Source organism: Ruegeria sp. D6 (assembly GCF_056534365.1).
In genome coordinates this window covers 224,700-237,845 of the sequence record NZ_JBQFPH010000003.1, presented here as the reverse complement: position 1 = coordinate 237,845, position 13,146 = coordinate 224,700, and the positions used below count along the sequence as shown (strand labels likewise).

14 protein-coding genes and 1 pseudogene are annotated in these 13,146 nt (G+C 56.8%); 11 read left to right on the top strand and 4 right to left on the bottom strand.

Translation table 11 applies throughout. The annotated features are described in order from the left end of the window. Window positions 1-4: 4 nt before the first annotated feature. The 4 genes from ACR0A1_RS13030 to dctP all read right to left on the bottom strand — a co-directional run bounded on the left by ACR0A1_RS13030 (window position 5) and on the right by dctP (window position 4,210). Complete coding sequence (locus tag ACR0A1_RS13030) at window positions 5-1,261, bottom strand: malonyl-CoA decarboxylase (RefSeq protein WP_480762848.1); 1,257 nt, start codon at window positions 1,259-1,261, stop codon at window positions 5-7. After that, window positions 1,258-2,574: a TRAP transporter large permease gene (locus tag ACR0A1_RS13025; protein ID WP_170423173.1), complete on the bottom strand. Its 1,317-nt coding sequence runs from the start codon at window positions 2,572-2,574 to the stop codon at window positions 1,258-1,260. Before ACR0A1_RS13025 ends, ACR0A1_RS13030 begins: the two co-directional genes overlap by 4 nt. A gap of 5 nt (window positions 2,575-2,579) precedes the next feature. Next, window positions 2,580-3,122, bottom strand: coding sequence for a TRAP transporter small permease (locus ACR0A1_RS13020; RefSeq protein ID WP_170423175.1), 543 nt, complete (start codon window positions 3,120-3,122; stop codon window positions 2,580-2,582). A gap of 101 nt (window positions 3,123-3,223) precedes the next feature. Then, on the bottom strand, window positions 3,224-4,210 hold the full coding sequence (gene dctP, locus ACR0A1_RS13015) for a TRAP transporter substrate-binding protein DctP (RefSeq protein WP_170596400.1): 987 nt from the start codon (window positions 4,208-4,210) through the stop codon (window positions 3,224-3,226). Between the two features lie 138 nt (window positions 4,211-4,348). Between dctP and ACR0A1_RS13010 the strand changes: the two genes are divergently transcribed. The 11 genes and pseudogenes from ACR0A1_RS13010 to ACR0A1_RS12960 all read left to right on the top strand — a co-directional run bounded on the left by ACR0A1_RS13010 (window position 4,349) and on the right by ACR0A1_RS12960 (window position 12,923). Next, on the top strand, window positions 4,349-5,005 hold the full coding sequence (locus ACR0A1_RS13010; protein ID WP_170423179.1) for a GntR family transcriptional regulator: 657 nt from the start codon (window positions 4,349-4,351) through the stop codon (window positions 5,003-5,005). Between the two features lie 180 nt (window positions 5,006-5,185). After that, on the top strand, window positions 5,186-5,443 hold the full coding sequence (locus ACR0A1_RS13005) for a metal-sensing transcriptional repressor (protein ID WP_170465639.1): 258 nt from the start codon (window positions 5,186-5,188) through the stop codon (window positions 5,441-5,443). A gap of 4 nt (window positions 5,444-5,447) precedes the next feature. Then, the gene (locus ACR0A1_RS13000) at window positions 5,448-6,785 is read left to right on the top strand and encodes an MFS transporter (RefSeq protein WP_480867833.1); all 1,338 of its coding nucleotides are present in this window, start codon (window positions 5,448-5,450) and stop codon (window positions 6,783-6,785) included. A gap of 768 nt (window positions 6,786-7,553) precedes the next feature. Beyond that, on the top strand, window positions 7,554-8,351 hold the full coding sequence (locus tag ACR0A1_RS12995; protein ID WP_480867831.1) for an ABC transporter permease: 798 nt from the start codon (window positions 7,554-7,556) through the stop codon (window positions 8,349-8,351). Continuing rightward, complete coding sequence (locus ACR0A1_RS12990) at window positions 8,305-9,021, top strand: ABC transporter permease (protein ID WP_480751467.1); 717 nt, start codon at window positions 8,305-8,307, stop codon at window positions 9,019-9,021. Before ACR0A1_RS12995 ends, ACR0A1_RS12990 begins: the two co-directional genes overlap by 47 nt. Before the next feature lie 221 nt (window positions 9,022-9,242). Next, on the top strand, window positions 9,243-9,983 hold the full coding sequence (locus ACR0A1_RS12985; RefSeq protein ID WP_480867829.1) for an oligopeptide/dipeptide ABC transporter ATP-binding protein: 741 nt from the start codon (window positions 9,243-9,245) through the stop codon (window positions 9,981-9,983). Next, window positions 9,937-10,500 (top strand): annotated as a pseudogene (locus ACR0A1_RS12980) (ATP-binding cassette domain-containing protein); the annotation flags it as partial. The gene ACR0A1_RS12985 and the pseudogene ACR0A1_RS12980, both read left to right, overlap by 47 nt. Further along, window positions 10,474-10,926, top strand: a complete 453-nt coding sequence (locus tag ACR0A1_RS12975; RefSeq protein ID WP_480868032.1) for an oligopeptide/dipeptide ABC transporter ATP-binding protein — start codon at window positions 10,474-10,476, stop codon at window positions 10,924-10,926. The pseudogene ACR0A1_RS12980 and the gene ACR0A1_RS12975, both read left to right, overlap by 27 nt. A 203-nt stretch (window positions 10,927-11,129) precedes the next feature. After that, entirely contained in the window at window positions 11,130-11,498 is a 369-nt protein-coding gene (locus ACR0A1_RS12970; RefSeq protein ID WP_170611916.1) for a hypothetical protein, read from the top strand. 59 nt (window positions 11,499-11,557) lie between these two features. After that, complete coding sequence (locus tag ACR0A1_RS12965) at window positions 11,558-12,286, top strand: HupE/UreJ family protein (RefSeq protein WP_170818279.1); 729 nt, start codon at window positions 11,558-11,560, stop codon at window positions 12,284-12,286. 16 nt (window positions 12,287-12,302) lie between these two features. Continuing rightward, complete coding sequence (locus tag ACR0A1_RS12960) at window positions 12,303-12,923, top strand: transmembrane anchor protein (protein ID WP_480867826.1); 621 nt, start codon at window positions 12,303-12,305, stop codon at window positions 12,921-12,923. Window positions 12,924-13,146: the final 223 nt, after the last annotated feature.

The following is a 13,146-nucleotide window of genomic DNA, read 5'->3' as shown; positions in this document are numbered from 1 at the left end:
AGGGTTACCTTTCCTGTGTCGTGGTGAGAGAGGCTGACGCGGCAAGCGATTTGGCCTCGGACGAGGCGATTACCTCGCGGGTGTTGGCGAACTGTTCGTGGTTCTGCGCTACGCGGCCAAGGTCATAAAGATAGTTGACCATGGTGCCACCGGACTGTGCCCGGCCCTTGTCCGAAACATCCGCGTCGGCATGAACCGCATGGACCAGTGCACCGTTGCCAAGATGGAACCGTGCCACCGGATCGAACGGCAGATCGCCCCGACCTTTGGCGTTCAACAGGTAATGTGCGGCCAGTGCTTTCATCTGATCGGGCTCTTCGATGTTCCAATCGATGCCTTCCTGCGACAACCATTTGGTCAGCCCCGGAATTGGCGAGAGCGTGACGAAGGTTTTCAGCCCCGCCAACTCAGCCGACAGGTCCGAGGCCACCTGTTTGATCAGCGAATTGCCGAAAGAGATGCTGGCCAACCCGGCCTGACAGTTGGAGATCGAGTAGAACACAGCCGTATCGGCCTGATCTTCGGGCAACGGATCGCGGTCTTCGGCGAGCAAGGCCTGTACGGAACCCGGAATACCGCTGTTCAGCGCCACTTCGACAAAGATCAGCGGCTCATCAGGCATCGAGGGATGAAAAAAGGCAAAGCAGCGCCGGTCAGTGGGTTCCAGCCTGCGGCGCAGGTCGTCCCAGCTGTCGATGGCATGGACCGCCTCATACGCAATGATCTTTTCCAGAATATGCGCCGGGCTTTCCCAGTTGATCGGGCGCAGCACCAGAAAGCCACGGTTGAACCAGCTGGCAAACAGGTGCCGGAAGTCCAGGTCAAGCGCCTGCAATTCGGGCTCCTTGCCGCCCAGCCGCAGCAGATCAGCGCGCATCTGTACCAGTGCGCCGGTGGCACCGGGCACGCGGTTCAACCGGCGGATCATTTCCTGCCGGGCCGGTTCCACCGCAGCCGCAAAGCTGCGATAGGTCGCTTTCGATGGGTCGCGTTCGTATTCATCCAGCGACGACCGCACCGCCTCGGGGTCGATATTCATAGCCGAGGCGATATAGCGGAAGAACTCCAGCTTTTCGTCGTCGTCCAGAGTATCGAACCGGGTCAGGATTTCCTCGGCCAGCGCCAGCCCCGAAGTTTCTCCCGCTGACCCAACCAGCGCGTCGGCCAGTTCGGTCAGCGGTCGGCCATCCGGAGCCACCGCGCTGTCGCGGCGGTAACGCCGCTCGAACACGGTGGATAGAAGATCCGCCAGCAGGGTCATACCGCTGCTCCCATCACCAAGTCAGGCAGCCATGTGGCCAGACCGGGGAACAGGCACAGCAGGACAATCGCGATCACCATGCAGGCCACGAAGGGGAGAGAGCCTGTCAGGATGGTCTTGAGCGAGATGTCGGGCGCAATGCCGTTGATCACATAGAGGTTCAGGCCGACAGGGGGCGAGATCAGGCCAATCTCCATGTTGATGGTCAGTACAACCGCAAACCAGATCGGATCGAAGCCAGCGGTGGTGATGATCGGCAGCAGGATCGGTGCCGCCATCAGGATCACAGCGACGGGCGGCAGGAAGAACCCGGCGATCAGCAGGAACACGTTGACCGCACCCATCAGAACCCAGCGGTTCACGTCCAGCGTACCAATCCATTCGGCAATCGCCTGTGTGATGAACAGCGAGCTGAGCATGTAAGAGAACACACCGGCAGCGGCGATGATGAACAGGATCATCACGCTTTCCTTGGTGCTGTCGCGCAGCACGACCCAGATGTCCTTGGGGTTCCACAGCTTGTAGATGATCATCGCGATCAACAGGCAGAGCAGGGCACCGACCGCAGCCGTTTCCGACGGGGTGGCGATACCGCCATACATGGCGTAAAGCACACCCAGAATGATGCCGAGGAAGGGCAGCACGCGCGGCAGGATCTCGAACCGTTCGGCCCAGGTGTAGCTGCCCGAACCCAGACGGGTCGCGTCACCGGATTTCCAGGTCGAATACAGCGACCAGGCCATGAACAGACCCACCAGCATAAGGCCTGGGATCACACCGGCCAGAAACAGACGGCCAATCGAGGTTTCGGTGGCAATACCGTAAACGATCATAGTGACCGATGGCGGGATCAGGATTCCCAGTGTACCGCCTGCAGCGATCGAACCGGCGGCGACGCCGTCAGGATAGCCACGTTTGCGCATCTCCGGGATACCCATCTTGCCGATGGCGGCACAGGTCGCGGGTGACGAACCGGACATAGCCGCAAATAGGGCACAGGCACCGAGGTTTGATACGACGAGACCGCCGGGAACACGGGTCAGCCAGCGTTCCAGCGCTTCGTACAAATCTGCTCCGGCTCTGGTAGAGGCGATTGAGGCCCCCATGATGATGAACATCGGTATAGATAGAAGGGCGAAGTTATCGAGTTTGCCGAACAGGATTTCCGGCATCAGTTCCAGCGAGCGCGGGCCGTCGAAGACGATCAGGAACCCAGCCGAGACGATCAGCAGGCCGATGGCCACGGACACGCCCGAGAAAAGAACAAGGATGGTGGCGATGGCGACAATAGCGCCGAGCAGAAGGGGATCCATCGGCTTTACTCCAGACCAAATGGTTTATCGATGCCAAGCAGGACGGCGACGAGATCGGCGATCAGTTGCAACAACAGCAGACCAAAGCCAACTGGGATGGCGAGGTAGGGGATCCACAGACGAACGCCCCAAACGGTGTCGGATTTCCATCCGCGCTCCCATGCGAAGTGCCAATATTCGTAGCCGTAGAACAGCATGACTGAGACGATGGCGATGGACAGAACCGAAGTCAGGATCGCCATGTAAAAGCGGGCTCGAGGTGCGAGCGAAATCGGGATCAGGTCAACATTCACGTGACCGCGCAGGCGCTGCACATAAGGCAGACCGACCAGGGTTGCGGCGATGACCAGATAAATGACCGCTTCGGTTTGCCAAATGGTCGATTGATTCAGCACGAAGCGCACGATGATCATCTGGCAGGTGATGGCGACAGCAGCGACGATCATGCCTGCGGAACACCATCCAGCCAGAGTTGAAAGTGCAGCGACAAAGCGAAGGAAGGGATTGTTCCCTGTGTGGGAAGCAACGGCAGAGCTATGACCGGCCATTTGCGCCTCCTGTGATTGAGATGCAATTAAGTCTGAAGATCAGAGAAGATCAGAACCAAGATCGGATGCCGAGCGGCGGCAGGCCGCCCGACAAGATGGGGTCATTCGACCGCCAGAGCCTTGTCCAGCAGGTCCTGCCCATCAGGAACCTCTTCTACGAAGGCCTTGTAAGATGTTTCCATTGCCAGCGTACGCCATGCTTCGAAGTCTTCGGCGCTCATCTCCGCAATCTCAACACCGGCGTCGGCAAAAACTTTGGCCGAGTTGGCGTCCTGTTTCTTGGCCTCTTCCAAATAGAAGGCCTGTGCCTTTTCCGATGCAGCCAGCAATGCGGCTTGCTGATCTTCGTTCAGTCCGTCGAAGGTGGATTTGTTCATCAGCAGCGGCTGATACATGAACCACAGCGCCACATCGCCCGCAGGAGTATAGCAGGCAACCTGCTCGTAGATGCGGTAGCTGACAAAGGACGAGGACGACGTGTTGGCCGCCTGCAAAACGCCGGTTTGCATGGCGTTATAGATTTCCGACGACGCCATTGATGCGATCGAGGCATCAGCGCCGGCCAGCATCTGCTCAAAGGATTTACCTGCCGCGCGAGTCTGCAGGCCTGCGACATCCTCAGGGTTCGTGATGCACTTGTCTTTACCGGCGAAGCCACCGGCCAGATAGCCATGCACCAGCACCATCACGTCGTCCTGAGCCATTTTCTCTTCCAACGCCTCCATGAAGGGCGAGTCGGCCAGACGGGCAGCGTGATCGTGGTTTTTCACCAATCCCGGCATCAGCGTCAGATTATAGGCAGGCTGCTGACCGCCGGCGTAGGACAGCGGCAGTATGGTCATATCCAATTGACCGCGGCTGAGCGGCTTGTACTGCTCGCGCGGCTTGAACAGCGATTTCGAGCCGAAAATCTTGATTTCCAGATCAACGTCCGCCGCCGCAACCTCGTCTGCAACAATCTGTGCTACTTGATGGCGAATGTCCTTGTTCGACCACTGATGTGACAGGCGCAGTTCCTCCGCTGACCCCAATGTACCTGCGGATGCAAGCGCCAACGCAGCGACGGCCGTTTTGAACACTGATTTCATTTTTTCCTCCCGTTTTCAGTCCCGGATGAGCCGGGGATGAATAGAAGCATAGGGCAGTAATGTTTTTTTAGTCAAGGTTTTTGTATACAAGATATGATTTCTTGAGTTCTCGCCTAATCACAAGTAAAACAGAAACCTATGGACCAACGACTTGCAGATACCATCGCTCAGGATTTGGAAGAGCTGATTTTTGACGGGACATTTTCGGACGGTGACCGTCTAGATGAGGTCAAACTGGCTGAGCAGTTCGGGGTCTCACGAACGCCACTTAGGGAAGCATTCCAGAGACTTGCCTTGTCGGGGTTGGTCGATCTGATAGCGCGGCGGGGCGCTTTTGTCCGACAGCCCGGCCCGGTGGAACTGATGGAGATGTTCGAGGTCATGGCCGAGCTTGAAGCCGTTTGTGGTCGACTTGCGGCGTTGCGCATTTCCGATGAAGCTTTGCTTGAACTGACCGAAGCTAACAGCAAATGCCAACTGGCCGTGGATGCGGGCAATCCCGATGCGTACTACCTGGAAAACGAGCGGTTCCATCGAATCATCTATCAACAGTCCGGCAATGCATTCTTAGAGCAAGAAACTTCCAAGCTGCACAGAAGGCTCAAACCATTCCGTCGACAGCAGCTTCGGTTCCGTGGTCGTATGGCCCAGTCCATGGCCGAACACGAAGAAATTGTCAGAGCCCTGAAAAAAGGCGTACCGGAAGAAACAGCGAATGCGCTGCGTGACCATGTCGCCGTACAAGGTGAGAAGTTTCGCAACCTTATGGCTTCACTCAAGAGCGCCGCTGAGTAGCAGTTGCCATTAATACACGCGGAATTTCATTGTGAGCGCGACTGGGCTGGTCAGCTAGCGTTGATGCCAGTGCGCCTTTGAACCAGATCTCTAGTATAATCGAGTCAAATTTCGAACCCATATTGACGCGGCAGGATTTCCTGTTGTCCTATCCCCCTGGTAGGGATATATGGTTGTGATATGAATCACAAGCACACCTCACACCCAACGATTATCGCGCGGCTTAAGCGGGCCGAAGGCCATCTTGCGAAAGTCATCAAGATGTTAGAACAGCAGAGTCCCTGCGCAGACGTCGCGCAGCAACTACACGCGGTTGAAAAAGCAGTTACGAACGCAAAACGAGCGCTTATTCACGACCATATCGATCACTGTCTGACGGGCAGGGATGATTCCAGGCAAGCCGCGGAAGAATTGAAGAGTATTAGCAAATATCTTTGATCCGATGCTTTCAGTTCTGAAAAATCGAACATATCGCCGTCTGTTCTTCGCCCAAATCGTAGCGTTGTCGGGCACTGGTTTGGCAACAGTGGCTCTCGGTTTGCTCGCCTTTCAGCTTGCCGAAGATTCTGCTGCGTTGGTGCTGGGAACTGCGCTTACGATCAAGATGGTCGCATATGTCACGGTGGCGCCTTTAGCTGCCGCATTCTCGGAACGTCTGGACCGGCGCGCAATGTTGGTCGCGTTAGATCTGGTCAGAGCGGCAGTCGGCTTGGCGTTGCCTTTTGTTTCCGAGGTATGGCAGATTTATGTGCTGATCTTCATCCTCCAATCGGCATCCGCCGGATTCACACCGGCCTTTCAGGCAACCATTCCTGATGTCTTGCCGGATGAGAAAGAATACACCAAAGCACTTTCTCTTTCGCGATTGGCCGTGGATATGGAGAGCTTGTTGAGCCCGATTTTGGCTGCCGCACTGCTAACGTTCATGAGCTATGATAATCTGTTCTGGGGCACCGTCTTGGGCTTCATTGCATCAGCCGTTCTGGTTGCATCCGTATTGCTGCCATCGCCGAAACCTTCCAAACCGAGAGGTATCTACGATCGGACAACACGCGGAATGCGGTTATATCTCAGATCGCCCCGATTGCGAGGATTGCTGGCGGTAAATTGGGTCATCTCTGCTACGGGCGCCATGGTCATTGTCAACACAGTTGTCATTGTCCGCAGTGATTTGGGATTGTCAGAAAGTGCCGTCGCTTTGGTTCTTGCCGCTTTCGGGGCAGGGTCAATGATGATGGCGATGACTATCCCGAGCTTGCTGGATCACCACAGCGCGCGCGCGGTCATGCTATCCGGTGCAATACTGAACATACTTGCATTGGCGCTATTGGCCCTCAGCGTTGTAGCCATTCCTATATCAATGTCGACCATCATGGTTGGCTGGTTTACGATCGGCGCGGGGTACTCAGCAATGCTCACTCCTGGGGGGCGTGTTCTGACGCGGTCCGCCCATCCTGAAGATCGGCCTTCCGTGTTTGCAGCGCAGTTTGCATTGTCACACGCCTGCTGGTTGGTCTTTTACCCGGTTTCCGGCTGGTTGATCACTGAATTCGGAACCCTGGTTACGATGCTCGTGCTGGCGGGTCTGGCGTGCCTCGGCTTAATTACGGCATGGCGTATCTGGCCAATAGACGCAGATCTACCTGTAAAGCATGAGCATCCTGATTTGCCGCCCGACCACCCTCACCTGAAAGGTGCGGGGCCGCACAAACATGTGATCATCGTCGACAGTTTGCATCGCCAGCTGACGCGCTCGGTGCAAGCCTCTGATCGCCGATGAGGTGCTGCGATTCGAAAAGCCAATAATAAATGTGTAGACATAATGATATATTGCATGTTTATAAAAGATGGTATTGGACGTGTTTATCCGTCTTCACTAGGCATTCAGTGCCAAAGGTAAACGCCTTTTGTCTGAACCACCCATGGATGGGAGCGAAGTTGGTTGCAGAGGTAAAACGTATAGAAGCACCACCCCGCTTCACTTTACGGGCTGTCTATACTGGGCCCGCACAGTGTATTTTGGACTGCTTCTTGATTGTCTGACAGCCTCACTTGTAGCTGGTTCTCATGTTCATTAAGATCCGGCAGTCACCCATCAGGCAGAAGCGTCAGCCAAATCGGCTCCTGTGGCTTCTGGGCTGGGTGCTCAATTCGCTTCACGACATGTGTCGCACAATCAAAGTAACAAACCCTCGGACGATGACAGTGCTCCGGTAAAACTCACTGTCAACCACAGCACGACGCATGTACATGAAGTACCTTTTGTCGCATTTCAGATGGCGACGGCGGCCGAGCGGGGTTATCGATCGATCTGCCTTATGTCGTCACGGTGTTCGCAGGTGTTTGAGCTGTCAACGGACATTTTTCATCCTCCAAGACTTGGGTGATCGCACGCATGAAGTTCACGTATCGCTCGGGCTGAAATCTTCTTCAGACTGATAGCGAAGTGTCCGCCCACCCGGGCAATCTAATGCGCAATCAAAAGTCACATTAGAAGCTCTGAGTATCGACGTCGGACTTTCTGACCCAACAGTTTTAGAGAATCGAAATGCCAATTCTTACCCGCCGCGCCGCGCTGATGGCCGAGCGTGTCGTCGGCCCTTTGGCTTCGGCGGAACTGGTTGCACAGATCGAGGATGAGCTGGGTCTGAACGACCCTCTGCCCGTCCGCTATGTCCGGTGGCTGGGCGATGCACTGGCCGGTGATCTGGGCATCTCACTGCGGTTCGGCAAACCCATCGGGCAGGAGTTCGCCGAACGCCTGCCCATAACCGCCACCCTGCTGATCTGGGGTGGTGTGATCGTCTTTTTCCTATCGCTGCTGGTCGGCCTTGCGGGCGCAATCAGCAATGGTGGCTGGATCGACAGGCTGCTACGGGCGTTTTCGCTGCTGGCGGCCTCGCCCCCCAATTTCTTTGTCGCGGCCCTGCTGGTGATTCTGTTTTCCGTCACGCTGGGCTGGCTGCCCGCATTTGGCGGCGCAGGCGTGGCCAGCCGGATCATGCCGTGCCTGACCATTGCGCTGTTTCCCGACGCGGTGCTCAGCCGTGTGGTGCGCGTCGGCTTGCAAGAGGTGATGGCTCGCCCTTTCGCCACCACTGGCTTTGCCAAGGGATATGGCCGGTCAGGCGTGCTGCTGCGCGAGGCGCTGCCCAATATAGCTGTGCCTTACCTGACCACATTCGGCGCGCAGTTCACGCTGATGATCATCGGGTCGATCGTGGTCGAGACGGTCTTTGCCCTCAAACGGCGTCGGCGCGTTCTTCATCGAGGCGATCCGGTTCCGCGATTTCGTCTCGATGCAGGCGATCCTGCTGACCTTCATCGTGTTCTTTGTGTTCGTTAACCTGTTTGTCGACCTGCTGTGCATGCTGATCGACCGCCGCATCCGGAGGCAGAAGAATGCATATCCTGAAAAAAAATTGCCGTGGCTGGTGATCACCCCTGTGGCCCTGTTCACCTTGATCGCCATTCTCGCTCCGTGGATCAGCCCATATGATCCAACTGCGCAGAACTATGGCGCCATCCTGCAGGGTCCTAGTGCCGCCCATTGGCTTGGCGCCGACTATCTGGGCCGCGATATGCTCAGCCGTCTGATCAATGGCGCGAGTGTGTCTCTGTTTGCCATTTCTATGGTGCTGGCCTCGGCGTTGTTGATTGGCGTGGTGATCGGGTCGTTAGCAGGCTATGCCGGCGGCAAGGTCGAGCTTGTGCTGATCAGCGCCATCGACATCGTACTGTCGCTGCCCAGCCTGATCGCGGCGCTGACCATGGCATGGTGGGCCAACTATACCCGCATGAGCCGCTCCGTCGTCGCATCAGAACTGCATCAGCCGTATATCGAGGCCGCGCGGATCATGGGTGCGGGCCATGTACGCATATTCTCGCGCCATATCCTGCCGCATGTGCTGGCGCTGGTGGTGGTCTATGCCTCAGCGGATTCAGGCGCGCTGGTGCTGGCGATTGCCACGCTGTCCTTTCTGGGTTTGGGGGTCGAACCGCCCACACCGGAATGAGGCCAGATGTTGGTCGACGGCATGAGCTATCTTGAGGAATATCCCCGCCTCGTCATCGCGCCCGGTCTTGCCCTGACTATGGTGGTGGTCAGCTTCAACCTGCTGGGTGAACATTTCGCGTTGTAAAAAGTGCCGCGCGCGCTGAACCCGCGCCGTTTGCGTAAGCTAAAACGGGAACGCCTCGGCGACGAGGCCGAGATTCAGGCCAAGGAGGTCAAAGCATGACCCAACCCGTCTTTCAAATCGAGGATCTTGTGATCGATCTTTACACTGAGCAAGTCTCGGTCCGGGCGGTCGATACCGCCTCGCTGTCGGTGATGCCGGGTGAGATTCTGGCAATTGTCGGCGAAAGCGGATCGGGCAAAACGGTGATGACGTTGGGCCCGTTGGGCCTTCTGCCCGAAGGCGTATCAGTCGATATTCGCGGCAGTGCTGTGTGCGGCGGGCAATCGCTGCTGAACCGCTCCGACCGGGTGCTGGCGGGCAATCCGCGCGTGCTGATCGCGGATGAGCCGACAACGGCACTGGACGCCACCGTGCAGGCGCAGATTCTGGAACTGATCAAGGATATCCAGCAACAGGAAGATATCGCGGTGGTGCTGATCACCCATGATATCGGCGTGGTCGCTTCGGTCGCCGACCGCGTGGCGGTGCTCTATGCGGGTCTGGTGGTGGAAAGCAGCACGGTTGCGCAGGTGCTAACCGCACCGGTGCACCCTTATACGCAGGGGTTGCTGGCCTCGGTCCCTAATCTGCGGGCCAACAGCAACGAAGTACCCAAGGGCATCCCCGGATCGTCCCCTGATCAGTCGCGGCTGCGCACCGGTTGCCCGTTCGATACGCGCTGTTCGCGCATGCTCCCGGTCTGCGCCACCCAACGCCCGGCGCTCATCCCGGTGCCTGAGGACGGGATTCATGTCACAGCCTGCCACGCGGCGCAGGCGGAACTGGAAAGTGCCTGAGATGGAGACGCAAAACGCAATCGAGGTTCACGACCTGAAGGTTCATTTCCCCGGCAGCGGCCCCGACCGGATGGTGCGTGCGGTGGATGGCGTAGATCTGACCATCGCGCGCGCTTTTCACGCCATCGTTGGCGAATCCGGCTGCGGCAAGACCGCACTGGCGCGAGCCATGGTCGGGCTGCAACCGGCCACATCGGGTTCGGTGCGCATTCTGGGGCAGGATCTGGCCGACGGGATGCGCGACCGTAAGGCGCTGGCAAAACAGATGCAGTTCGTGTTCTAGAACCCGCTGGGTGCGCTCAGCCGTCGCCAGACGGTTTATCAGTCGCTTGAGGAACCCCTCTCGATCCACAGGTTCGGTCGCAAGGATCGTCAACAGCGCATCGCCCGACTGATGCATCTGGTGGGGCTGCCTGAAACGGCGGGTGAGCGTCTGCCACGGTCTCTGGCCGGCGGGCAACGGCAGCGTGTCGCGATTGCTCGCTCCCTGATGCTAGAGCCCGAAATTCTGATCTGTGACGAACCGCTTTCGGCGCTGGATGTCTCGACTCAGGCGCAGATCGTGAAGCTGTTCGTAACCCTGCAGCAGGAACTCGGCCTGACGGTACTGATGATCTCGCACGACTTGGCGGTGGTGCGGGAAATGTGTAGCGACATGACAGTGATGTATCTGGGTCGCATGATGGAGAAAGGTTCAACCGAGAACCTGTTTAACGATGCACAACCTCCTTATACCCAAGCGCTTTTGTCTGCTGTCCCGTCTCCCGACCCGCGTATTGAGGCAACCAGGCAGCGCATCGTACTGCACGGTGACCCGCCCAGCCCAATGGACCCGCCACCCGGATGCCGTTTCCAGACGCGCTGTCAGCGGGCGCAAGACATATGCCGGCAAAAAGGGCCAATTCTCACAGGTCAACACAATGAACACGCAGTTGCGTGCTAATTTTCTGGTTCGGCTGCAGCGCGAGAACACGCAAATTGAAGTCCTGATCTGTCGAGAAGGAGATCTTTCGGCCTTTTCGGCAGATCGGAGACTTCCCGCTGACAATGATATCCAGGGTTGCGAGATAACGATTATTGACGCTAAGTGAGTAGGATAGCGCATGAAGAAAAACGGACGGAAAACCGTCGCGGGCAGGAACAGTGATGCAGATTGTGTCGGGCAGACAACTGGCTGATTGGATCAGACACGCGTTTATAGCGTTCATGGTTCTGTGCGTATTCGCCTGGTCAGTGGCCCCGTCTTTCACACACTCTGCCAACTATTTGCTTAGCGTGTCAGAACGCAGCCAGATAATGGGTGATCACGGCCATTCCCATGGCGAAGCACTGGACAATTACTGGGCGCTGCATGGCCATAGTCACGATGCGGTCGATCATGATCACAGCTCGGCGATCCTGTTCCTGGTTGCCGAGGCGGAATCGGTCGACAGATTTAGGTTGCCTGATGCGCTGGAACCGTTTCTGGACAAACCTGACCCCATATATAGGCTTGACCGACCTCCGCGCGTGTGACCGAACCCGCTTTTGCGGGGTTTGACGATCAATCACACAACATAGCGGAGAAATATCTCATGCAAACCGTCCAAAGGGGCCGGTTAGGGGAGGCTATGCGCCAATCCCTGACGCTGGCAGCCCTTGTCTTTGCGGCGCTCGCCTACAGCGCGTCTTATGCCGCAGCCCATAACGTCACGGCTGGCGATGCCGGCTATATTCAACAGATCTGGGGTGTAAAACTGATCCCCTTCGCCTATCTGGGTGCCAAGCACATGGTGACGGGATATGACCATATCCTGTTTCTGTTCGGGGTCGTGTTTTTCCTGTACCGGGCCAAACATGTCGCCACCTATGTCAGCATCTTTGCCCTAGGCCATTCCACGACCATGCTGCTTGGCGTCTACTACGGCTGGAACGTTAATGCTTACATTATTGATGCCATCATCGGCTTGTCTGTCGTCTACAAGGCGCTGGACAATCTGGGAGCGTATCAGCGTTGGTTCGGCTATCAGCCCAATACCAAATGGGCCACGCTGATCTTCGGCTTTTTCCACGGCCTTGGTCTCGCAGCCAAGATTTTGGACTATGATATGCCCGAAGACGGGCTGTTGCCCAACTTGCTGGCCTTCAATGTCGGCGTCGAAATCGGCCAGTTCATAGCCCTTGCCCTGATCCTGATCTTCATGGGGTTTTGGCGCAAATCCAAATTCTTCTGGAAACACGCCTATGGCGTCAACGTCGCGATGATGGCGGCTGGTTTCGTGCTGATGGGATATCAGCTGACCGGCCTGTTCGTCTCAGCCTGAATAAACGGAGATACACATGTACAATTCTGAAAAACCAAGCCCAGAAGAACTGCCTAGCTCGGCCCAGTTGATCAAGTCCACTATCATTGCGGCCGTGGCCGCTGTGGTTTTGCTGGTGACCGTGGTTCTGCCCGCAGAATATGGCATTGATCCCACTCGGATCGGCAGTGTTCTTGGTCTGACCGAGATGGGAGAGATCAAGACCGATCTGGCCGAAGAGGCCGCTCGGGACGCGCAGCAGGCACCAGAAGATCAATCCAGCTTGTTTAAGGATATCTTTGGCGCCTTTGTGGGCGCCGCCTATGCGCAGCAAAGTGCCGAGCCCTGGGCGGATGAATTCTCGTTCACTCTGACCCCTGGAGAAGGAATCGAGTGGAAGCTGGTCATGGATGAAGGTGCTGTGACTGAATTTGATTGGGTTGCCGAAGGCGGCCGGGCAAATTTTGAACTCCATGGCGACAACGCTGACGAATCCATCAGCTATGAGAAAGGCCGTGGCAAAACCGGTGCAAAGGGAACAGTGGTTGCCGCATTCACCGGCAATCACGGCTGGTTCTGGCGCAACCGTGATAAGCAGGACATCACGATCACCGTGAAGCTGCGCGGTGCCTACAGCGACATCAAGCGCACCTATTGATATCTTAACGCCCCGTTTCGTCTGAAACGGGGCGTTCCACAGATCATTTGGCTCACGACCCGTTACGTGAAATTACTCTATCTCAGTTGATTAATTTCATTCCTGAAAGCTTCGGTTGGGTTTGAACATCCGTGGCGCTTTCTTGTTCTCCTTCAAGGAATCCCAAACCGCTGAAACATAGGACACAGGAGCGGCGATGCCTGCGTCTAGCCGACTGTGAGGA